This is a genomic window from Pseudomonas flavocrustae (assembly GCF_029872515.1).
Lineage (GTDB): Bacteria > Pseudomonadota > Gammaproteobacteria > Pseudomonadales > Pseudomonadaceae > Chryseomonas > Chryseomonas aestiva.
Genome location: NZ_JAPDIQ010000016.1, coordinates 12,463 through 32,845, shown reverse-complemented (window position 1 = coordinate 32,845; position 20,383 = coordinate 12,463). Strand labels below are relative to the sequence as shown.

The 20,383-nt window shown below is 67.4% G+C and carries 18 protein-coding genes; 5 read left to right on the top strand and 13 right to left on the bottom strand.

Annotated features, from left to right (window positions below; translation table 11 throughout):
* Positions 1 to 444: 444 nt before the first annotated feature.
* The gene (locus tag OMP44_RS23660) at positions 445 to 1,053 is read left to right on the top strand and encodes an FMN-dependent NADH-azoreductase (protein ID WP_187978730.1); all 609 of its coding nucleotides are present in this window, start codon (positions 445 to 447) and stop codon (positions 1,051 to 1,053) included.
* A gap of 302 nt (positions 1,054 to 1,355) precedes the next feature.
* Here OMP44_RS23660 and hutC read toward each other — a convergent pair whose 3' ends face one another.
* From hutC to OMP44_RS23625, 7 genes are all read right to left on the bottom strand, one after another.
* Complete coding sequence (gene hutC / locus OMP44_RS23655) at positions 1,356 to 2,069, bottom strand: histidine utilization transcriptional repressor HutC (RefSeq protein ID WP_133859773.1); 714 nt, start codon at positions 2,067 to 2,069, stop codon at positions 1,356 to 1,358.
* A 76-nt stretch (positions 2,070 to 2,145) separates the two neighbouring features.
* Positions 2,146 to 3,678, bottom strand: a complete 1,533-nt coding sequence (hutH, locus tag OMP44_RS23650; protein WP_280311473.1) for a histidine ammonia-lyase — start codon at positions 3,676 to 3,678, stop codon at positions 2,146 to 2,148.
* Between the two features lie 3 nt (positions 3,679 to 3,681).
* On the bottom strand, positions 3,682 to 5,352 hold the full coding sequence (gene hutU, locus OMP44_RS23645; RefSeq protein ID WP_280311472.1) for a urocanate hydratase: 1,671 nt from the start codon (positions 5,350 to 5,352) through the stop codon (positions 3,682 to 3,684).
* Positions 5,353 to 5,385: 33 nt separating this feature from the next.
* Positions 5,386 to 6,330: a formimidoylglutamase gene (gene hutG / locus OMP44_RS23640; protein ID WP_280311471.1), complete on the bottom strand. Its 945-nt coding sequence runs from the start codon at positions 6,328 to 6,330 to the stop codon at positions 5,386 to 5,388.
* On the bottom strand, positions 6,320 to 7,534 hold the full coding sequence (hutI, locus tag OMP44_RS23635) for an imidazolonepropionase (protein ID WP_280311470.1): 1,215 nt from the start codon (positions 7,532 to 7,534) through the stop codon (positions 6,320 to 6,322). Before hutI ends, hutG begins: the two co-directional genes overlap by 11 nt.
* 611 nt (positions 7,535 to 8,145) lie before the next feature.
* Positions 8,146 to 9,027, bottom strand: a complete 882-nt coding sequence (locus OMP44_RS23630) for a transglutaminase family protein (RefSeq protein WP_280311469.1) — start codon at positions 9,025 to 9,027, stop codon at positions 8,146 to 8,148.
* Complete coding sequence (locus OMP44_RS23625; RefSeq protein ID WP_280311468.1) at positions 9,027 to 11,507, bottom strand: circularly permuted type 2 ATP-grasp protein; 2,481 nt, start codon at positions 11,505 to 11,507, stop codon at positions 9,027 to 9,029. Before OMP44_RS23625 ends, OMP44_RS23630 begins: the two co-directional genes overlap by 1 nt.
* 313 nt (positions 11,508 to 11,820) lie before the next feature.
* On the opposite strand from OMP44_RS23625, the gene OMP44_RS23620 reads away from it, so the two are divergent.
* On the top strand, positions 11,821 to 13,020 hold the full coding sequence (locus tag OMP44_RS23620; RefSeq protein ID WP_280311467.1) for a zinc-binding metallopeptidase family protein: 1,200 nt from the start codon (positions 11,821 to 11,823) through the stop codon (positions 13,018 to 13,020).
* Between the two features lie 12 nt (positions 13,021 to 13,032).
* Here the strand turns inward: OMP44_RS23620 and OMP44_RS23615 are convergent, their stop codons facing one another.
* Together OMP44_RS23615 and erdR are read right to left on the bottom strand one after the other, a co-directional pair.
* Entirely contained in the window at positions 13,033 to 13,413 is a 381-nt protein-coding gene (locus OMP44_RS23615; RefSeq protein WP_178083871.1) for a diacylglycerol kinase, read from the bottom strand.
* Between the two features lie 94 nt (positions 13,414 to 13,507).
* A complete protein-coding gene (gene erdR / locus OMP44_RS23610; protein ID WP_133859994.1) occupies positions 13,508 to 14,158 on the bottom strand; it encodes a response regulator transcription factor ErdR in 651 nt (216 codons plus the stop codon).
* Between the two features lie 172 nt (positions 14,159 to 14,330).
* On the opposite strand from erdR, the gene OMP44_RS23605 reads away from it, so the two are divergent.
* Positions 14,331 to 15,227, top strand: a complete 897-nt coding sequence (locus OMP44_RS23605; protein WP_280311466.1) for a DMT family transporter — start codon at positions 14,331 to 14,333, stop codon at positions 15,225 to 15,227.
* Here the strand turns inward: OMP44_RS23605 and OMP44_RS23600 are convergent.
* Positions 15,224 to 15,958 (bottom strand): tRNA-uridine aminocarboxypropyltransferase, encoded by a 735-nt coding sequence (locus OMP44_RS23600; RefSeq protein ID WP_187978720.1) that lies wholly within the window; start codon positions 15,956 to 15,958, stop codon positions 15,224 to 15,226. The genes OMP44_RS23605 and OMP44_RS23600 overlap by 4 nt on opposite strands.
* Before the next feature lie 142 nt (positions 15,959 to 16,100).
* Here OMP44_RS23600 and OMP44_RS23595 point away from each other — a divergent pair, with 142 nt between their 5' ends.
* Positions 16,101 to 16,508, top strand: coding sequence for a quorum-sensing-regulated virulence factor family protein (locus OMP44_RS23595; RefSeq protein WP_027597050.1), 408 nt, complete (start codon positions 16,101 to 16,103; stop codon positions 16,506 to 16,508).
* A 15-nt stretch (positions 16,509 to 16,523) separates the two neighbouring features.
* Positions 16,524 to 17,603 (top strand): LOG family protein, encoded by a 1,080-nt coding sequence (locus OMP44_RS23590; protein WP_187978719.1) that lies wholly within the window; start codon positions 16,524 to 16,526, stop codon positions 17,601 to 17,603.
* A 497-nt stretch (positions 17,604 to 18,100) separates the two neighbouring features.
* Here the strand turns inward: OMP44_RS23590 and recX are convergent, their stop codons facing one another.
* The 3 genes from recX to OMP44_RS23575 form a co-directional block, all read right to left on the bottom strand.
* Positions 18,101 to 18,553 carry a recombination regulator RecX gene (gene recX / locus OMP44_RS23585; protein WP_158895966.1) on the bottom strand — a complete coding sequence of 151 codons (453 nt, stop codon included), beginning with the start codon at positions 18,551 to 18,553 and terminating at the stop codon, positions 18,101 to 18,103.
* Between the two features lie 65 nt (positions 18,554 to 18,618).
* Complete coding sequence (recA, locus tag OMP44_RS23580) at positions 18,619 to 19,662, bottom strand: recombinase RecA (protein ID WP_133859788.1); 1,044 nt, start codon at positions 19,660 to 19,662, stop codon at positions 18,619 to 18,621.
* A gap of 86 nt (positions 19,663 to 19,748) precedes the next feature.
* Entirely contained in the window at positions 19,749 to 20,249 is a 501-nt protein-coding gene (locus tag OMP44_RS23575) for a CinA family protein (RefSeq protein ID WP_187978718.1), read from the bottom strand.
* Positions 20,250 to 20,383: the final 134 nt, after the last annotated feature.

Here is a 20,383-nt window from a genome sequence, read left to right as displayed (position 1 = left end):
CGCTGCGCTCAACCCAACCTACATAGCCTCCCCTCACCCAGCCGTAGCTTGGAAAATCGCGCAGCGTTCGCCACCTGTGCGACGCCGAACGCGTGGACAAGGCTACGCCGTTGTCCACTCTACAGCGCACGCAGGCTCCCGCTCACACCAAACCACCCCCTCTCCCTCCGGGTGAGGGTCCGTCCCAAATCGCAGCCGTAGCGTGGAAAACCGCGCAGCGTTTTCCACCTGGGTCCATCCCGAACGCGTGGAATGCAGCCTCCTGCCCGCGCCAGACCACCCCCTCTCCCCCTGGGAGAGGGGGTGGGGTGAGGGTCCGCCCAACACGGTTTGTCAGGCCGAGAATCCCCCCAGACCATCCATCGGCACACCCCCCTTCGAGGCTGGCGCTCCCCAGCGAGACGCTTATAGTTATCGCAATCCCCATCCCTCGAGGATCCGCCCATGCCCCGACTGCTGCACGTGATAGGTTCGCCCCGCCAGGATCGTTCCGCCTCGCTGGAAGTCGCCACCGCCTTCATCCAGGCCTGGCAGGGCGAACATCCCGACGCCGAGGTGGATACCCTCGATGCCTGGCATTGCGACCTGCCGGAATTCGACGGTCCCATCCTCGACGCCAAGTACGCCGGCATCCAGGGCGAGTCCCTCAGCGCCGAGCAGGCCCACGCCTGGACAGTGGCCAAGGCGCTGGCACAGCGCTTCAAGGCCGCGGATGTGCTGGTGTTCGGCGTGCCCTGCTGGAATTTCGGCATCCCCTACAAGCTCAAGCAGCTTTTCGATGTGGTCAGCCAGAAGGACCTGCTGTTCACCTTCGACGAGCGCGGCCTCAATGGCCTGCTCGGCGGTCGCCAGGCACTGGTGATCGCCGCCCGCGGTGCGGCCCTGGATCGCCAGGAGCACCAGGAATCCTATCTGCGCACCTGGTGCGAGATGGTCGGCATCGACCGGATGCATACCGTGGTGGTGGAAAAGACCCTGTTCGGTGCCGAGGTCGACCAGGCTTCACGCGACCAGGCCAAACAGGATGCCGTGGCGCTGGTGGGCAAGCTCTGATCGCTGGCTGCAGGGGCTACCCTCACCCCAACCCTCTCCCAGGGGGAGAGGGGGCAGTCTCGTAGGTTGGGCTGAGCACCGCGAAGCCCAACACCCGCTGCCAACTCACAACACCCTCACCCCAACCCTCTCCCAGAGGGAGAGGGGGCAGTCTCGTAGGTTGGGCTGAGCACCGCGAAGTCCAACACCCGCTGCCAACTCACAACACCCTCACCCCAACCCTCTCCCAGAGGGAGAGGGGGCAGTCTCGTAGGTTGGGCTGAGCGCAGCGAAGCCCAACACCCCTCCCCACTCCACGCCCCTCAGCGATGCCGGGTCGTCGAACTCAGCTTGTACCTGTCGCCCGGATGCAGCAGCCGCACATAGCTGACCAGGTGTTCGTCCGACCAGGTCCGGCGGATCATCGACAGGCAGGCCGCGCCTTCGGCGATATCCAGCCAGAGTGCGGTCTGGGCATTGGCCAGTACCGCCTCGACGATGTGCTCCACATCGCTGATCGGACAGCTGGCCACCAGCACCTCGTTGGGGGTCTGGCGGCTGAAATCGCTTTCCAGGTAGTGCGGCACCCAGCGCGGATTGACGTAACGATCTTCCAGCTGAATGGGCAGGCCGTTCTCGCGATGCACCAGGATGCTGTGGAACACCTGGCTGCCGATCCGCAGCCCCAGGCGCAAGGCCACCTCGTCGTCGGCGGCGATGGCCTCGCTGCGCAGCACCTCGTTGGAATACGCATGCCCCCGGGCGCGTACCTCGGCGGCGATGTTCATCACCTCGTGCAGCGAGGATTCGGCCTTCCGCTCGATGACGAAGGTGCCGAGCCCCGCCTGGCGCATCAGGTAGCCCTGCTGCACCAGGCGGGTGATGGCCTTGTTGGCGGTCATGCGGCTGACGGCGAAATCCCGCGCCAGCTGCTCCTCGGTGGGAATCTGGTGATGCACCGGGTAGGCACCACCCTGGATGCGTTCGAGCAGGAAGTCCTCGATCACCTTGTAGCGCGGGGGTGTCGTGCTGCTCACGCGAACTCCAGGCCGGAAAATGGGACGCCGATGATAACGCGCGGTCCGGCGTTCTGGCTGCCGGACCGCGTCCCTCTCAGAGACTGGGCAGCAGCCGCGGCGTGACCAGCGCGTTCAGGCAGCCGCTGGCCAGCAATGCGCTGGCGGCCTCGATGTCGGGGGCGAAGAAGCGGTCTTCCTGGTAGTAGGGCACCTGTTCGCGTAGCAGGCTGCGCGCTCTTTCCAGGCGTTCCGAACTCTTCAGGCCGTGACGGAAGTCCAGGCCCTGGCAGGCGCCCAGCCACTCGATGGCGAGGATGCCGCGCACGTTCTCGGCCATGGCCCACAGTCGCTTGCCGGCATTGGGCGCCATGGACACATGGTCTTCCTGGTTGGCCGAGGTGGGCAGGCTGTCGACGCTGGCCGGATGAGCCAGGGCCTTGTTGTCGCTGGCCAGGGCCGCGGCGGTGACCTGGGCGATCATGAAGCCGGAATTGATCCCGCCGTTCTCCACCAGGAAGGGCGGCAGCTGGGACATGTGCCGGTCCATCATCAGCGAGGTGCGCCGCTCCGACAGGGCACCGATCTCGGCCAGCGCCAGGGCCAGGTTGTCGGCGGCCATGGCCACCGGCTCGGCGTGGAAGTTGCCACCGGAGATGACGTCGCCCTCCTCGGCGAATACCAGGGGGTTGTCGGACACGGCGTTGGCTTCCACCTCCAGGACCTCGGCGGCCTGGCGCAACTGGGTCAGGCAGGCACCCATCACCTGGGGCTGGCAACGCAGCGAATAGGGATCCTGGACCTTGTCGCAGTTGGCATGGGAACGGGAGACCTCGCTGCTGTCAGTGAGCAGCTCGCGATAGGCCGCGGCCACGTCGATCTGGCCGCGCTGGCCCCGCGCGGCATGGATGCGCGCATCGAAGGGTGCCCGGGAGCCGAGCATGGCCTCGACGCTCAGGCCGCCGCAGACCGTGGCCGCGGCGAACAGGTCTTCGCCCTCGAACAGCCCGCGCAAGGCATAGGCGGTGGACACCTGGGTGCCATTGAGCAGCGCCAGGCCCTCCTTGGCGGCCAGGGTTATGGGTTCGAGACCCGCCACCGCCAGCGCCTCGCGGGCCGGCAGCCACTGGCCCCGATAGCGCGCCTTGCTCTCGCCGATCAGCACCAGCGACAGGTGCGCCAGCGGCGCCAGGTCACCGGAGGCCCCTACCGAACCCTTGAGCGGAATGTGCGGATAGACCTCGGCATTGATCAGGCCGATCAGGGCTTCGATGACCTGGCGGCGGATGGCGGAAAAGCCACGGGCCAGGCTGTTGACCTTGAGCAGCAGGATCAGCCGCACCAGGTCGTCGTCCAGTGCCTCGCCCACCCCGGCGGCATGGGACAGCACCAGGGAGCGCTGCAGCTTTTCCAGATCCGCCGGCGCGATCCGCGTCGAGGCCAGCAGGCCGAAGCCGGTGTTGATGCCATAGGCGGTCCGGCCTTCGGCCAGGATGTTTTCCACGCAGGCCACGCTGGCATCGATGGCCGGATAGGCCGCCGGATCGAGCTCGACGCGCAGCGGCTGCTGATAGGCCTGGCGCAGCTGGGTCAGATCGAGGGTGCCAGGTTTGAGGATCAGGGTGTGCATCGATCAGACTCCTTTGCCGATCATGGGCAGATTCAAGCCCTGCGCGCGGGCACAGTCGATGGCAATGTCGTAGCCGGCGTCGGCGTGACGCATCACCCCGGTGGCCGGGTCGTTGTGCAGGACCCGGGCGATACGGGCCGCAGCGGCGTCGCTGCCGTCGCAGACGATGACCATGCCGGAGTGCTGGGAGAAGCCCATCCCCACCCCGCCACCGTGGTGCAGCGAGACCCAGGTGGCACCGCTGGCGGTATTGAGCAGGGCATTGAGCAGCGGCCAGTCGGAGACGGCATCGGAGCCGTCCTGCATGGCCTCGGTCTCGCGGTTGGGGCTGGCCACCGAGCCGGAGTCCAGGTGGTCGCGACCGATGACGATGGGCGCCTTGAGTTCGCCGCTGCGCACCATCTCGTTGAAGGCCAGGCCCAGCCTGGCCCGCTGGCCCAGGCCGACCCAGCAGATGCGTGCCGGCAAGCCCTGGAAGGCGATGCGCTCGCGGGCCATGTCCAGCCAGCGGTGCAGGTGGGCATCGTCGGGGATCAGCTCCTTGACCTTGGCGTCGGTGCGCTGGATGTCCTCGGGATCGCCCGACAGCGCGGCCCAGCGGAAGGGGCCGATGCCGCGGCAGAACAGCGGGCGGATATAGGCCGGGACAAAGCCCGGGAAGGCGAAGGCATCGGCGACGCCGGCTTCCTGGGCCATCTGACGGATGTTGTTGCCGTAGTCGAAGGTCGGGACGCCGCGCTTCTGGAAGTCGAGCATGGCCTGGACGTGCACGGCCATGGACTGCTTGGCGGCCGTGACCACCCCCGCCGGATCGGTGACTGCACGATCCCGGTACTCGGCCCAGGTCCAGCCGATCGGCAGATAGCCGTTGAGGGGGTCGTGGGCGCTGGTCTGGTCGGTGACCATATCCGGGCGCACGCCGCGGCGGACCAGTTCGGGCAGGATCTCGGCGGCGTTGCCCAGCAGGGCGACGGAGACCGCGGCACCGGCGGCGGTGTGCCGGGCGATGCGCGCCAGGGCGTCGTCCAGGTCGCTGGCCTGTTCGTCCACATAGCGGGTCTTGAGGCGGAAGTCGATACGGCTCTGCTGGCATTCGATGTTCAGCGAACAGGCGCCGGCCAGGGTCGCGGCCAGCGGCTGGGCACCGCCCATGCCGCCGAGACCGGCGGTGAGCACCCAGCGGCCACGCAGGTCACCCTGGTAATGCTGACGCCCGGCCTCGACAAAGGTCTCGTAGGTACCCTGGACGATGCCCTGGCTGCCGATGTAGATCCAGCTGCCGGCGGTCATCTGGCCGTACATGGCCAGGCCCTTGGCATCCAGTTCGTTGAAGTGCTCCCAGCTGGCCCAGTGCGGTACCAGGTTGGAGTTGGCGATCAGCACCCGCGGCGCGTCGGCGTGGGTCCTGAATACCCCCACCGGCTTGCCCGATTGCACCAGCAGGGTCTCGTCGTCGCCCAGTTCCTTGAGGGTGGCGACGATGCGGTCGTAGCTTTCCCAATCGCGCGCCGCCCGGCCGATGCCACCGTAGACCACCAGCTCCTCGGGATTTTCCGCGACCGCGGGATCGAGATTGTTCATCAGCATGCGCAGTGGCGCCTCGGTCAGCCAGCTTCTGGCATTGAGCTGGGTGCCGCGGGGCGCGCGGATCTCACCTTCACGAAAGCGGGTCATGGAATCTTCCTCTCTTGTTGTTCGCGGCAGGCCCTAGAGGTCCAGTGCCAGGGTATGGATCAGCCGCGCCGCGACCCGGGCCGTACGGCCGTCCTGGTCGAGCGCGGGATTGAGTTCGGCCACATCGGCCAGGCGCAACTTGCCGCTGGCCTTGAGCCGACGGATCAGGGGTTCCAGCAGCGCGAGGCTCACGCCATGGGCGGCGGGGGCGCTGACCCCGGGTGCATCGCCGGCGGGCAGCACATCCAGGTCGAAGGTCAGATAGAGGGCATCGCAGCGAGCCGCGAAGGCGTCCAGTTCGGCGCCAATGCGCTCCAGGCTGCCTTCGCGGATCTCATGGTCTTCGCGGATCAGCACGTCCAGCTCGGCGGCACGCCTGAGCAGGGTGCGGGTATTGGCCGCCAGGCTCAGCCCCAGGCAGGCATAGTGGAAGGACCAGTCATGGCGGGCGCAGTGCGCGGCGACCTGGGCGAAGGGCGTACCGGAGGTCGCTCCCCGAGTCGGGTCGCGCAGGTCCAGGTGGGCGTCGAAATTGACGATGCCGATGCGCGGCTTGGGCAGGGTCCTGGCCAGGTGCAGCGCCAGGCCCGACCAACTGGCCCAGGCCACCTCATGACCGCCGCCCAGTACCAGCGGCAGGTGACCGGCCTCCAGCAAGAGGCACACACCCTCGGCCAGGCGCTGCTGGGCGCCGTCCAGATCACCGTCGGCGCAGCGGATATCACCGGCGTCATAGGCCGGGCCCTGGCGTTGCCAGGCGACATTGGCCAGGGCACGCCGCAGGGCGCCAGGACCCTCGGCAGCGCCGGGGCGACCCTGGTTGCGCCGCACGCCCTCGTCACAGGCGAAGCCCAGCAGGGCCACGCCGGGCGCGCTGTCCGCGGCGAGTGGCTGGATGCATTGATGCCAGCGCAAGGCATCCGGCTCAGGATCGATGCGACCGCTCCAGGTTTCCAGGGCCTGGCGATCAGCGAACATGCTGCACCTCGCCGCCGAAGACGCGCTGACGCAGGCGGCCCGGACGTACCTCATAGGCCAGCTCCGCCGGCTGACCGACGTCCCACAAGCAGAGCTCCGCCGGGGCGCCCGCCTGGATGCGGCCCAGCTCCGGGCGCCCCAGGGCCTGGGCGGCGTGGGCGGTCATGCCGGCCAGGGCCTCGCGGGGCGTGAGGCGAAACAGGGTGCAGCCCAGGTGCGCGATCAGGGTAGGCAGATAGAGCGGCGAGGTGCCGGGATTGGCGTCACTGGCCAGCGCCATGGGCACCCCGTGGCGACGCAGCAGTTCGACCGGTGGATGTTGAGTCTCGCCCAGCATCAGGAAGGCGCCGGGCAGCAGCACGGCGACGGTGCCGGCGGCCGCCAGGGCGCGCACCCCGGCTTCGTCGAGATACTCAACATGGTCCGCCGACAAGGCGCCCAGGCGCGCGGCCAGGGCGCTGCCGCCCAGGTTGGACAGCTGTTCGGCATGGGCCTTGATCGGCAGACCGTGCGCGTGCGCCGCCTGGAAGACTCTTTCGCACTGGGCCGGCGAAAAGGCGATCCCCTCGCAGAAGACGTCCACCGCATCGGCCAGCCCTTCGGCCACCGCGGCCGGGATCATCTCCTGGCAGACCAGCTCGACATAGCCGTCGGCATCGCCCTGAAATTCCGGCGGCACGGCATGGGCGCCCAGCAGCGTGGTGATCACCCGGACCGGCAGCGCCTTGCCTAGCTGGCGGGCGACCCGCAGCAGCTTGAGTTCGTCGGCCACTGTCAGGCCATAGCCGGACTTGATCTCCACGGTGGTAACGCCCTCGTTGGCCAAGGCCTGCAGGCGCGGCAGGCTCAGGGCGAAAAGGTCCGCCTCGCTGGCTGCACGGGTGGCCCTTACGGTGCCGAGGATGCCGCCACCGGCGCGGGCGATTTCCGCGTAACTAGCGCCCTCCAACCGCTGCTCGAATTCTCCGGCACGCTGACCGGCATAGACCAGATGGGTATGACAATCCACCAGGCCGGGCGTCATCACCCCGCCCTCCCCGGCCAGTTCGGCGCCTTGGGCCAGCTCGGAATAAAACTCGGACTCCGGCCAGACACCGGCAATCTGGTCATTCTTGACCCAGACCGCCATGGGCTTGGGCAGGGTCTGCAGGCCATCGAACAGGGTAACGTGACGCCAGAGCAGCGACTGGGTAGCGGCGGACATGATGACCCCTCCGGTTAATGTATATACATTTAATCCAGAGTTGATTGATCGTCAAGCACATGAAGCCTCTCCTTGCCTTAGAAGCCAGCAGAACGCTGACGGTGACGCAATGGAAGCTCAGCACCGGGGAAAGGCGACACTCATTTTGTATAGACAATAAGGACTCTGCGGGGACGCAACAGCGAGTTGCCTGTTGCCACGACTCAGCCAACGCCGGCCGCACCTATGGCGCCACTTTAAAAATCGCCACGGTCAGCGTCGCCTCTACAAGCCGGTGCGATAGCTGATGCCGATCTTGCCCGGCCTGATAGCGCTGAGCGCCTGCTCGAACAACCCCCTCTCCCCGCGGGAGAGGGCTGGGGTGAGGGCGCCCCTTGCCACGCGGCCCCAGTGGAAAAGGCTGCGCCGTTTTCCACGCTACGGCGCTGCAAGCAGGCGTTTCGTAGATAGCGCTGAACGCCTGCTCGAACAACCCCCTCTCCCCGCGGGAAAGGGCTGGGGTGAGGGCGCCCCTCGCCACGCAGTCCCAGTGGCAAAGGCTGCGCCGTTTTCCACGCTACCGTGCTGTAGCTAGGTGTTCCTTAGCTGGAATTCCTGCCAAGTCAAAAACGCTACAGCGGCGTCACCGTCACCTCGACCACCGGATCGTGATCGCCGCCGCCGAGGATCACCCCGCGCAATGGCGAGACGTCGGTGAAGTCGCGGCCCCAGGCCAGGGTGATGTGCTCCAGGTCCGGCAGGACGTCGTTGGTGGGATCGAAGTCGACCCAACCCTGCAGCGGGCAATGCACGCTGACCCAGGCGTGGGAGGCATCGGCGCCGATCAGCCGCGGCTTGCCGGGTGGCGGCCGGGTCAGCAGATAGCCGCTGACGTAGCGCGCCACCAGCCCCAGGCCACGCAGGCAGGCCAGCATCAGATGGGCGAAGTCCTGGCAGACGCCATGGCGGTGCTCCAGCACCTCGCGCAGGGGCGTCGCCACCTGGGTGGCGGTGGCGTCGAAGCGGAATTCGCGGTGGATCTTTTCCATCAGCGCCCGGCAGCCCAGCAACAGGGGACGGCCCGGTGGGAAACACTCCTCGGCGAAGCGGGCGAAGATGCCGTCCAGCGGCACCGCTGGGGATTCGAAGCGGAAGTGATGGACGTCCAGCGACACCTGGGCGGCGGGATAGCGCAGGCCGTCACGGACCTCCTCCCAGGCGGGCGAATCCGCCAGCCTTAGACCGGCACGGGAATCCACCTCCACTTCCAGCTCGGTGCCGACATAGAGTTCGTCGTGGGGGCGCTCGAAGGACAATCGCGTCAGCGGATTGCCGAAGGCGTCCCAGGCGTCCTGGCGCTGGGTCGGCTGCGGCAGGATCACCAGTTGCCGGGACAGGCAGCGTTGCCAGGCGCAGTCGCGCGGCAACAGGTGCAGCAGCTGCTGCGACAGCGACACCGGCGTCGCGTAGCGATAGTGGGTGTCGTGCTGGATGCGATAGCGGACCTGATTCATCACATGGACACCGTGCGCTGGCTGACGGCGTCGACATGGGCGAAGCAGCGATAGATGACCCGCTCGGACAGCTGGCTGCTGGCCTCGGCGACCTGCCGCAGCAGGCGCGCCAGCCCCTGCTGCACCTCGACCCGACCGGCGTCGCCGAACAGGGTGTTCTCCAGGGTCGCGAGGTCGAAGCGGCGCAGGCGATCGTAGGTATCGTGCAGCGCCGGATCGCGGGGCAGGCCGTAGTAGCGTTCCAGGTGCTCCACGGCGTTGATCAGCGCATGCAGCTGGAAGCGGATCGAATAGGGGTTGTGCTCGTGCAGCATCAGCAGGTCCAGCACCGGGATCAGCTGGGGCGCCGCCTGGTAGCGCGACCGATAGGTGATGATGCTGTTGCCCAGTTCCAGCAGCCATTCCAGGCCGGCCGCGTCCCAGGTGGCGCCGCCTTCGAGAAAGTGCGCCAGGCTGCCGGCGAGGAATTGCACCCGCTCGATGCGCCGGCCGATCATCAGGAAGCGCCAGCTCTCGTCATGGGTCATGTCGTCGAAGGTGAAGCCGGCCACCGCCGCCAGCGCCATCACCAGGCGGTTGAGACTCTGCAGCGCCTCGCCCGGCTCGCTGCCGACCTGGCCCAGACCATGGGCCTCGCGCTCCACCTCGCGAATGGCGCGCCAGTTCTCCGGCGACAGCCGGCCACGCACCTGGGCCGCGGCCCAATGCAGGCGCTGCAGATTGGCGCCCAGGCCGCTGGGAAAGTCACCCGGCCCCAGGGCCGCGCGCAGTTGCTCCGCCAGCCGGCCACCCGCCGGCAGCAATTCCAGGGCCGTGGCCAGATCGATGGCCGACTGCACCGCCGGCCCGCCGTCATCGGCATCGAGGTGGCGACTCAGGACGATCCGCAGCAGGCGCGCGGCATCCTCGCAGCGCTCGCTGTAGCGACCGTACCAGAACAGATTCTCGGCGGTACGCGAGGGCAGGAAGGGGTCCTTGCGCACCAGGTCGCGCACCCCCAGCACCCGCGCTCCGGGCACCTCGGCGGCGCCGCGACTGCCACCCAGCACCCAGGTGTCCTTGCTCGACCCGCCGCGCTGCATGGACACCACCGCGGCGCCCTCGTGGGCGACCCGGGTCAGACCGCCGGGCATCACCCAGTAGCCGTCCTCGCTGGCCACCGCATAGACGCGCATGCCGATGGCGCGCGATTGCAGACTGCCGCCCTGCCAGACCGGCGCCTGGGACAGCTGGATGCGCTCCTGGGCCACATAGGCATGGGGCGTGGCCAGGATGCGCGCGCGCAAATCGACCAGTCCCGCGGCATCCAGCGCCTTGCCGAACACCGGCTCGAAGCCCTGGGCCGGATAGGCCGGCTTGATCACCAGCTCCGCCAGCCGCGCCAGGGCCGCTTCCCGCACCGGCGTCTCGCCGCACCACCAGGTGGCGACGGAGGGCAGCGCCAGGGTCTCGCCCAGCAGCGCCTGGCAGACGCCGGGCAGAAAGCCCAGCAGACCGGGCGATTCCAGCAGGCCGCTGCCCAGGGCGTTGGCCATGATGACGTTGCCCTGGCGCACCGCTTCCAGCAGGCCGGGTACGCCCAGCGCCGAATCGGTGCGCAATTCCAGCGGATCGCAGAAGTCGTCGTCCAGCCGGCGGAACACCGCGTGGACGCGCCTCAGCCCGCTCAGGGTCTTCAGATAGAGGCAGGCGTCGCGCACCGTGAGGTCCTGGCCTTCCACCAGCGGAAAGCCCAGTTGCCGGGCCTGGTAGAGGTGCTCGAAGTAGGTCTCGTTGTAGCGTCCCGGCGTCAGCAGCACCGCCAGCGGTGCCTCCTCGCCGGTGTCCAGGCCGGTGCTCAGGGTGCGCTGCAGGGCCTGGAAGTAGCCATTGAGTGGCTGGACCTGCAGATCGCGGTGCAACTCGGGAAAGGCCCGCGCCACGATGTGGCGGTTTTCCAGGGCATAGCCGGCGCCGGAGGGCGCCTGGGTGCGATCGGCCAGCACCCACCAGCGGCCATCGGGCGCGCGCGCCAGATCCACCGCATAGACGTGCAGCCAGGTATCGCCCGGCGGGCGCATTCCCTGGCAGGCCCAGAGGAAGTTGTTGTGGCCGAACACCAGCTCCGGCGGCAGCAGCCGCTCGTGCAGCAGCCGCTGTTCGCCATAGAGATCGCCCAGTACCCGGTTCAGCAGACGCGCCCGCTGCGCCACGCCCGCCGCCAGGGGCGCCCACTCCTCCGCCGAGATCAGTTGCGGCAGCAGGTCCAGTGCCCAGGGCCGGTCGCTGCCCTTGGGATCGGCATAGACATTGTAGGTCACGCCGTTTTCCTGGATCTGCCGGGCGATCAACGCCTGGCGCTGATCGAGCTGCGCGGGTCGCAGTCCGGCCAGATGGCCGTAGAAGCGGCGCCAGGGCGGCCGCACGCCACCCCGCGGACTCCAGAGTTCGTGGTAGCTGCCGGTCATGTCACTGGCATTGCGGGAAGCGTTCGGGGGCATGGTCGGAGGACGGCTGACAGGGTGCGCGAGCAGGTTCGGAGAGGTCGCCTCGACGGGCACGCCGGACCGCACGCGCCGGTCGCGACCGGTAACCTAGGGTAGTGATGTGCGTCGGGATGCGCCACCGCTAACGCTGGCCGCCGCTGCCTGTGGCGCGTCGCCCGGTGCGGGAGCCGATCCCAGAGCCCTCGCCGGCCGTCCCAGGCGACGAACAACCCGGAACTCCCGGGTCGAGCCGCTCTACTAATCCGCTAGCAAGACGCCGGCGCTCCGCCGACGTCCGACGCGGCCGCTCTCGCCAGGTATCAGCCCCATGCGCAATTTTCTCGGAAGCTACAGCTCGAATCGTCAGCAACGCAACGCCCTGCGCGCCCTGCCCGTCCAGCGCAAGGTCGCCAACTGCACCTGCGGCCAGGCCATCTTCTTTCCCAACAGCGAGTGCCTGGCCTGCGGCAACGCCCTGGGTTACGCCCCGGACCAGGGCACGCCGACGGCGCTGCTGCCGGGCGAAGGCGGCCTCTGGCAACTGCCCGAGGCGACCAGCGCGCTCTATCGCCGCTGCGCCAACCTGGACATGCCCGCCGCCTGCAACTGGCTGGTACCGGCCGACTCGGGAGAAAACTTCTGCGTGGCCTGCCAGCTCAATCACACCATCCCGGACCTGTCCTTCGACGGCAACGGCGAGCGCTGGCGCAAGCTGGAGCTGGCCAAGCGGCAACTGGTCGCCCAGTTGCTGGGCCTGGGGCTGCAGGTGATCCCCCAGACCGTGGATGCCGAGCACGGCCTCGCCTTCGACTTCCTCGCCCCCGATGCCACCGGCACCCCCACCACCGGGCACGCCAATGGCCTCATCACCCTGAACATCCTCGAAGCGGACGATGCCCACCGGGAAAAGGTCCGCGCCGACATGCACGAACCCTATCGCACCCTGCTCGGGCACTTCCGCCACGAGGTCGGCCACTACTACTTCGATCGCCTGGTCGCCGGCACCGACTGGGAAGAACCCTTCCGCGCCCTGTTCGGTGACGAACGCGCCGACTATGGCCAGGCGCTCCAGCACCACTACGAGCAGGGCGCACCGGCAGGCTGGGAGAGCCAGTACGTCAGCGCCTACGCCACCATGCACCCCTGGGAGGACTGGGCGGAAACCTGGGCGCACTACCTGCACATGATGGACACCCTGGCCACCGCCGCCAGCCTGGGCATGAACGCCGGCAGCCTGCAGCTGGACTTCCAGCCGTTCACCCGCGAGGCGCTGTACGAGGCCGAGGATCGCAGCGACGACGAATTCCTCGGCTTCGCCAATGCCTGGATCGAATTGGCGGCCATGCTCAACGAGCTGTCGCGCAGCATGGGCCAGCCGGACTTCTATCCCTTCGCCCTGCCCGCCCCGGTGATCGCCAAGCTGCACTTCATCCACAAGGTCATCCACTCGGCCCAGCCCAGCGTGCTGGAACAGGGCCTGGCCGCGGATGACACCACGGCGGGTGCCACCCTGGGCGCTACCCTCTGACCGGGGTCCTGCTCACCCGAGCAGGACGATGCCCCAGACCACGGCGATGATGATCATGGCCACGAACTGCGCAGCGCTGCCCAGATCCTTGGCGTTCTTCGACAGTTCGTGCCAATCCAGGGAAATGCGGTCCACCACCGCCTCGATGGCCGCGTTGAACAGTTCGACCACCAGCGACAGCAGGCAGACCGCCACCAGCAACGCCCGCTCGCCGCGACTGACGTCCAGCCAGAAGGCCAGGGGCACCAGCACCACATTGAGCATCACCAGCGAACGAAAGGCCGCTTCCTGGCGAAAGGCCGTGCGCAGGCCGGCCAGGGAATAGCCGGTGGCATTGATGACCCGGCGCAGGCCGGTCTTGCCTTTGTAGGGAGAGATCACCGAAAGCTCCATCCAGCAGGGGCGAACCGCCGATCCGGATGGACGGCAGCTGCCAGAAAGTGAAAGTCGAGGGTCGCGCCCGGTTCAGGCGCCGACAGCGCCTGGGTCAGCTGGAGGTGCTCTCCAGTTGCTGCAGCAGCAGCGCCGCCTGGGTGCGGGTGCGGACGCCGAGCTTGCGGAAGATGGCCGTGGCATGGGCCTTGACCGTGGCCTCGGAGACATTGAGCTCGAAGGCGATCTGCTTGTTGAGCAGGCCTTCGCAGAGCATGGTCAGCACCCGGAATTGCTGGGGGGTGAGACTGGCGAGTCCGGCGCTGGCGGCCTTGGCTTCCTCGCTCAGGGCGGGAGCGCCTTCCACCTGGGGCGGCCACCAGGTATCGCCATCCAGCACCTGACTGACCGCCTGCTGCAGGGTGCTCAGATCGCTGGACTTGGGAATGAAGCCACTGGCGCCGAATTCCCGGGCGCGCTGCACCACCGCCGGTTCCTCCTGGGCCGAGATCATCACCACCGGCACCTGGGGATACTGGCCCCGCAGGAGGACCAGTCCGGAAAAGCCATAGGCGCCGGGCATGTTGAGATCGAGCAGGACCAGATCCCAGTCGGTGCGCTCGGCCAGGCAGGCCTGGAGTTCGGCGATGTCGGCCACCTCGGTGAGCCGTGCCTGGGCGCCCAGGCCCAGGGTCAGGGCCTGCTGCAGCGCGCTGCGAAACAGCGGATGATCGTCGGCGATCAGTATCTGGTAGGCAGCCGCCATGGTGTAGCTTTCCTTGTTGTCGTGAGCGCCCACGTCGACCAGGTAGCTGGCGCACGGGCTGCACGCAAGCATGCCGAACGGCGCGGACGGGGGCAAGGCCGGGCGGACCGCGGACGGTAGGCAAGGCCCTGCGGTTTGCGGCACAGTTGCCGTTTTGCCCAAGAGACGTCCCATGCCCAGCGCCGCCCTGCGTGCCGATCTGCTCATGCTGCTCACCGCCCTCATCTGGGGTAGCGCCTTCATCGCCCAGACCGGCGGCATGGAGCACATCGGTCCCTTTCTCTATACCGGCCTGAGATTCGCCCTGGGCGCCCTCACCCTGGTCCCGCTGCTCCTGTTCCTGCGCCGCCGCGGCCGCCAGCAGCGTCTGACCCGCGACACCTTCAAGGGCGGCCTGCTGATGGGCCTGGTACTGACCCTGGGCATCAACCTGCAGCAGGTCGGCCTGCTGTTCACCAGCGTGACCAATTCCGGCTTCATCACCGGCCTCTATGTCATCGTGGTGCCGCTACTGGGGCTGCTGCTCGGCCAGCGCAGCCACCTGGGCACCTGGATCGGCGCCAGCCTGGCGGTGGTCGGCATGGGGCTGCTGAGCATCGGCGACAACTTCCACGTGGCCTCGGGCGATCTGCTGCAACTGGCCGGCGCCCTGGCCTGGGGGATCCATGTGCTGCTGGTGGGGCACTATTCCAGTCGCCACGACGCCACGGTGCTGTCGATCCTGCAATTCGGCGTCTGCGCCGTGCTCAGCCTGGCGCTGGCACTGGCTTTCGAGCCGATCCAGTCGACCGGGATCGTCCTCGCCCTGCCCGAGCTGCTCTATGGCGGCTTGATCGCCGCCGGCATCGGCTACACCCTGCAGGTGTTCGCCCAGCGCGGCGCCATCGCCTCCCATGCGGCGGTGATCTTTTCCCTGGAGGCGGTGTTCGCCGCCTTCTTCGGTGCCTGGCTGCTAGGCGAGGCCCTCAGCGGTCGTGGCTACCTGGGCTGCGGCCTGATGTTCGCCGGCATGCTCGCGGCCCAGCTCTGGCCGCGCCAGGCGCCGGTGGAGATCAAGCCGGTCAACTAATCTCGCAGGGCCTTCAGTTGCCGGCTGGCCGGGCTGTCCGCCGCCAGCGGCAGGTGATGCTTGGCGTCCAGGTAGCGCTCGCTGAAGACATCCAGATAGGCCTCCAGCAACCGACCGGCCGGTGCCTCGCCGGCCAGTTCCAGGCACAGGGCGGCGACCTCGGCGGTGCACAGGTGCTCGCCCCGGGTCGAGCGCCGCAGGCGATAGCGCGACAGGGCGTTGGGCTGGAAGCTCAGCACCGGCAGGCGGTCCAGATAGGGACTCTTGCGAAACATCTTGCGCGCCTCGGTCCAGGTGGCATCCAGCAGCACGAACAGCGGGCGCTGACCGGGCGCCAGCGGCAGGCTCTCGACCACCCGCTCGGGCGCGGCGTACTCGCCGGGAAACACCAGCAGCGGTTGCCATTCCGGCTGCGCGAGCAATGCCGGCAGCCCCGGATCCACCGCCGTGCGACTCCAGCCGAAGGCATGAGTGTCGGCCACCACGTCGGCGATCAGCCAACCGGTGTTGCTCGGCTTGAGCGGCTCGACGTCGTGCATCAGCAGGCACATGCCGGCGTGGGTCTGGCGCAGGGGACGCAGGTCGCAGAGGCAGTGGCTGGGTGCCAGGCGGCAATTCGGGCAGCGCGCCATGCGCGAGCCACGGGCGATGAAGGGCTTGATGCTGCGCGCCAGGCGCTCCTGGCGCAGACGGGCCACGGCATGCAGAGGGGTGTCGCTGATCGGGGTCATGCCGGGCTCGCGGGGCAAAAGCGCAGTTTACCAGAGCGATCGGGATGCCCGCGGCGGCCAGGCAGGTTACCCTGCGCAGACGCCCTGCGAACCCCCGCCCGCGACCACGGTCGAAACGGGCTCCTCTACGCTGGAGAACACGATGCCTCGTTTTGCTTTGCTCGCCCTGACCCTCGCCCTGCCCTTCACCGTCCAGGCGGCCGAGTCGCTCAAGGACCACGAGCTCAACCAGATGCTGCGCAAGGTGGCGACCGAGAGCAGCCAGGGCACGCCCCGCGCCATCAACGAAGACATCCTCGACCGCGGCTATACCGTGCAGGGCAAGCAGCTGATCAACAACCTCAGCGTCCGCCCGGCCCATGCCGCCCGCATGCGCGAGAATCCGGCCACGGTGCGGGTACAGCTCGCCGAAAGCGTCTGCCAAAACAATGGTTATCGCCAGCTGCTGGCCCGTGGCGCCACCCTGGTCTATGACTTCACCGAATACCAGACCAACAAGCCGGTCATGGTCGAGCGCTTCCAGGCGGCCGACTGCGGCCTGGGCAAGTAAGCGGAGACCGCGGCCATGACCGAGGACAGCGACGACAGCTACCTGGCCCGCCACGTGGAGCCCAGCGCCGCCGACCTCGGTCAGCGCATCGACGAATTGCTGGAGCACGCCCTCCCGGGCGGCAGTCCCAACCTGGGCCTCTACCGCGAGATGCTGGTGACGGTGGTGCGCATGGCGCAGACCAATCCGGCACGCTGGGACGCCAAGATCATGCTGCAGACGCTCAAGGAGCTGGAGCAGGCCTTCCGCACCCTCGAGCGTTTCCGCAGGCGACGCAAGGTCACGGTATTCGGCTCGGCGCGGACCCGCATCGATCATGGCCTCTATGCCCTCGCCCGCGAACTGGGCAGTGCCCTGGCCCGCCGCGACATGATGGTCATCACCGGCGGCGGCGCCGGCATCATGGGCGCGGCCCACGAAGGCGCAGGGCCCGAGGCCAGTCTCGGCTTCAACATCACCCTGCCCTTCGAACAGCGCGCCAATCCCACCATCGAGGGCACGGATCACCTGCTGTCCTTTCACTTCTTCTATGTGCGCAAGCTGTTCTTTCTCAAGGAGGCGGATGCCCTGGTGCTCTGCCCCGGCGGTTTCGGCACCCTGGACGAGACCTTCGAGGTGCTCACCCTGATCCAGACCGGCAAGAGTCCGCTGGTGCCGCTGGTCCTGCTGGACACCCCCGACGGCCACTTCTGGGACGACACCCTGGCCTATCTGCAGCGCAATCTGCTGGAGGAAGGCTACATCCTGCCAGCCGATCTCAAGCTGGTCCGGCTGGTACGCTCACCGGAAGCCGCCGCCGCCGAGATCGAGCACTTCTATGGCAACTACCACTCCACCCGCCGACGTGACGGCCTGTTGCATATCCGCCTCAAGCACGCCCTGACACCGGCCTGTCTTGAGCGCCTGGCAACGGATTTCGGCGACCTCTGCCGGACCCCGGGCTTCACCCAGCTGGCGCCCGGGGAAGGCCAGCCCGACGAAGCGGAATTCGCCCATCTGACGCGCCTCGCCTTCGACTTCCATGGCCGTCACTACGGTCGTCTGCGCGAACTGGTGGACGAACTCAATCGGCCGGAGCATTGGGCAGTCACGTAGGTTGGCGCTGAGCACTGCGAAGCCCAACGTATCCAGACTCTGCCGCCATGTTGGGCTTCGACGATGGGGCCGTCTCAACCCAACCTGCAGCACTCTCCCGTAGGTTCGGTTGAGCGCAGCGAAGCCCAACGATATCCAACACCAGAACCGATGCTAGGCGCCACTGTGCTCAGCGCGAACCTGCGGTGCGGGACCGAAGTGATCGCTGCCATCGCGGCCATGGGCCGCTCTTACAGACACTGATTTGACTGTAGGAGCGGCCCATGGCCGCGATGGCTCTGAACTCGATTCGTGTCCTGGCAAACGCACGGAAAATGGCGCCTCCTTTCCATTCGGCATCACCGCGAAGCACCCCCTCACCCCAACCCTCTTCCTCAGGGAGAGGGGGTTAGTCGTGCGCGCGTTCATTTCCCGCAATCAATCACTCACCTTGGGCGGGATGGACCTGCAGGCTGGCGCTGATCACAGCGAAGCCCAACACCGCAAGCCACACCCCACTACCGCCGACTCAGCACCCGGTTGATCCCGTCCATGGCATAGCCTCGGTAGGCCAGGAAACGCCCCTGCTTGGCACGCTCCTTGGCGTCGGCCGGCGGCGTACCGAATTTCCGGCGCCATACCTCTTCCAGCTGCGCCTGCCAGTCCACGTCCGCTTCGCGCAGGGCCATCTCCACCTGCTCTCTTTTCAGGCCACGCTGGCCCAGTTCCTCGCGGATGCGCATGGGCCCGTAACCGGAGCGGGCACGGCTGGCGATATAGCTCTCCAGATAGCGACTTTCATCGAGCAGGCCATCCTCGGCTAGGCGATCCAGCACCGGACCGAGCAGTTCCTCCTCGGCCCCGCGCCGACGCAGCTTGCGCGACAGCTCTTCACGGCCATGCTCGCGACGCGCCAGCAGATCCATGGCAGCGAAACGGATGGCAGCGGTGGTATCCAGCGGATTGCCCAAGGGTGATCCTCCTCATACGAAAACCCCCGCACGGGGCGGGGGTCGTCTGGAACACTGGCAGGCGATCAGAGATCGACGTCAGCGCCTTCTTCAGCAGCCACTTCGGCTTTCTGATTGGTCGGCTGGCTCAGCAGCTTTTCGCGGATCGCCTTGTCCACGGCGCCCTTGATCTCGGGATTGTCTTCCAGGAACTTGGCAGCGTTACCCTTGCCCTGGCCGATCTTGCTGCCCTGGTAGCTGTACCAGGCACCCGACTTCTCGATCAGACCCAGCTGCACGCCCAGATCGATGATCTCGCCGTTCAGGTAGATACCCTTGCCATAGAGGATCTGGAACTCGGCCTGGCGGAACGGCGGTGCCACCTTGTTCTTGACCACCTTGACGCGGGTTTCGCTGCCGATCACCTCGTCGCCTTCCTTCACCGCGCCGATGCGACGGATGTCCAGGCGGACCGACGAATAGAACTTCAGGGCGTTACCGCCGGTGGTAGTCTCGGGGTTGCCGAACATCACCCCGATCTTCATGCGGATCTGGTTGATGAAGATGACCAGGCAGTTGGCGTTCTTGATGTTGCCGGTGATCTTGCGCAGCGCCTGGGACATCAGGCGCGCCTGCAGGCCCACGTGCATGTCACCCATCTCGCCTTCGATCTCGGCCTTGGGCACCAGAGCGGCCACGGAGTCGACGATGATGACGTCGACGGCGTTAGAGCGCACCAGCATGTCGGTGATTTCCAGGGCCTGTTCACCGGTATCCGGCTGGGACACCAGCAGGTCGTCGACATTGACGCCCAGCTTGCCGGCGTAGTCCGGATCCAGGGCATGTTCGGCGTCGACGAAGGCGCAGGTGGCGCCCTGCTTCTGGGCCTGGGCGATGACCGACAGGGTCAGGGTGGTCTTGCCCGAGGACTCGGGACCGTAGATTTCGACGATCCGGCCCTTGGGCAGACCACCGATGCCAAGGGCGATGTCCAGGCCCAGGGAGCCGGTGGAAATCGCCGGAATGGCCTGGCGCTCGTGATCGCCCATGCGCATCACGGTGCCCTTGCCGAATTGCTTTTCGATCTGTCCCAAGGCCGCGGCCAGGGCACGCTTTTTGTTGTCGTCCATTAGATTCCTCTCGGAGAAAGAAGGGCCAGACGGCCGTGGATACCTGTATAAGTGAACAGTATTAAACCATATTCACCCCCTGGTTGCTACACCTGAGGGCCTTTTTCCTCGGTCAGGAAGGCCAATAAAACCTCCAGCGCGCGGACCTGGGTCTGCTGGCGAACGGCGGCGCGATCACCCGCAAATACCTGCCGTTCGGTGTGCAATTTTTCGCCGTCGCGCCAGGCCAGCCAGACGGTACCGACCGGCTTGCCCGGCACCGCGCCGCCCGGCCCGGCGATACCGCTCACCGCGACCGCGAAGCGGGCACCGGCACGCTGTTGCGCGCCCAGCGCCATGGCCGCCACCACCTCCTCACTGACCGCGCCGACCTGCTCGAACAGCGCCTCGGGCACGCCCAGTTGCAGGGTCTTCTGGCGGTTGGAGTAGGTGACGAAGCCGGCCTCGAACCAGGCCGAGCTGCCGGCGACGCGGGTGATCGCCTCGGCGATGCCGCCACCGGTGCAGGATTCGGCAGTGGTGACCTGGGCGCCGGCCGCCTGCAGGGCTTCACCCAGTTGTTGGGCGAGACTGTCGAGGGAGTCCATCGAGACCTTCCTGTGCAAAGGAGAACATAAAAGGTGACCGCGGCCAGCGACCGCCTGCGGCGACCACTGGTCGGCCTGCACCTTAGACCGGCTTGCCGGTCCGCGTGAGAAAAGATTTACTGAAACCGGTTTCA

What these genes read in the sequence shown, in the direction of transcription:
- OMP44_RS23660 (WP_187978730.1), top strand. Translation starts at nt 445, where the DNA reads ATGCCCCGACTGCTGCACGTGATAGGTTCGCCCCGCCAGGATCGTTCC.
- hutH (WP_280311473.1), bottom strand. Translation starts at nt 3,678, where the DNA reads ATGCACACCCTGATCCTCAAACCTGGCACCCTCGATCTGACCCAGCTG.
- hutU (WP_280311472.1), bottom strand. Translation starts at nt 5,352, where the DNA reads ATGACCCGCTTTCGTGAAGGTGAGATCCGCGCGCCCCGCGGCACCCAG.
- hutG (WP_280311471.1), bottom strand. Translation starts at nt 6,330, where the DNA reads ATGTTCGCTGATCGCCAGGCCCTGGAAACCTGGAGCGGTCGCATCGAT.
- hutI (WP_280311470.1), bottom strand. Translation starts at nt 7,534, where the DNA reads ATGTCCGCCGCTACCCAGTCGCTGCTCTGGCGTCACGTTACCCTGTTC.
- OMP44_RS23630 (WP_280311469.1), bottom strand. Translation starts at nt 9,027, where the DNA reads ATGAATCAGGTCCGCTATCGCATCCAGCACGACACCCACTATCGCTAC.
- OMP44_RS23625 (WP_280311468.1), bottom strand. Translation starts at nt 11,507, where the DNA reads ATGCCCCCGAACGCTTCCCGCAATGCCAGTGACATGACCGGCAGCTAC.
- OMP44_RS23620 (WP_280311467.1), top strand. Translation starts at nt 11,821, where the DNA reads ATGCGCAATTTTCTCGGAAGCTACAGCTCGAATCGTCAGCAACGCAAC.
- OMP44_RS23615 (WP_178083871.1), bottom strand. Translation starts at nt 13,413, where the DNA reads ATGGAGCTTTCGGTGATCTCTCCCTACAAAGGCAAGACCGGCCTGCGC.
- erdR (WP_133859994.1), bottom strand. Translation starts at nt 14,158, where the DNA reads ATGGCGGCTGCCTACCAGATACTGATCGCCGACGATCATCCGCTGTTT.
- OMP44_RS23605 (WP_280311466.1), top strand. Translation starts at nt 14,331, where the DNA reads ATGCCCAGCGCCGCCCTGCGTGCCGATCTGCTCATGCTGCTCACCGCC.
- OMP44_RS23600 (WP_187978720.1), bottom strand. Translation starts at nt 15,958, where the DNA reads ATGACCCCGATCAGCGACACCCCTCTGCATGCCGTGGCCCGTCTGCGC.
- OMP44_RS23595 (WP_027597050.1), top strand. Translation starts at nt 16,101, where the DNA reads ATGCCTCGTTTTGCTTTGCTCGCCCTGACCCTCGCCCTGCCCTTCACC.
- OMP44_RS23590 (WP_187978719.1), top strand. Translation starts at nt 16,524, where the DNA reads ATGACCGAGGACAGCGACGACAGCTACCTGGCCCGCCACGTGGAGCCC.
- recA (WP_133859788.1), bottom strand. Translation starts at nt 19,662, where the DNA reads ATGGACGACAACAAAAAGCGTGCCCTGGCCGCGGCCTTGGGACAGATC.
- OMP44_RS23575 (WP_187978718.1), bottom strand. Translation starts at nt 20,249, where the DNA reads ATGGACTCCCTCGACAGTCTCGCCCAACAACTGGGTGAAGCCCTGCAG.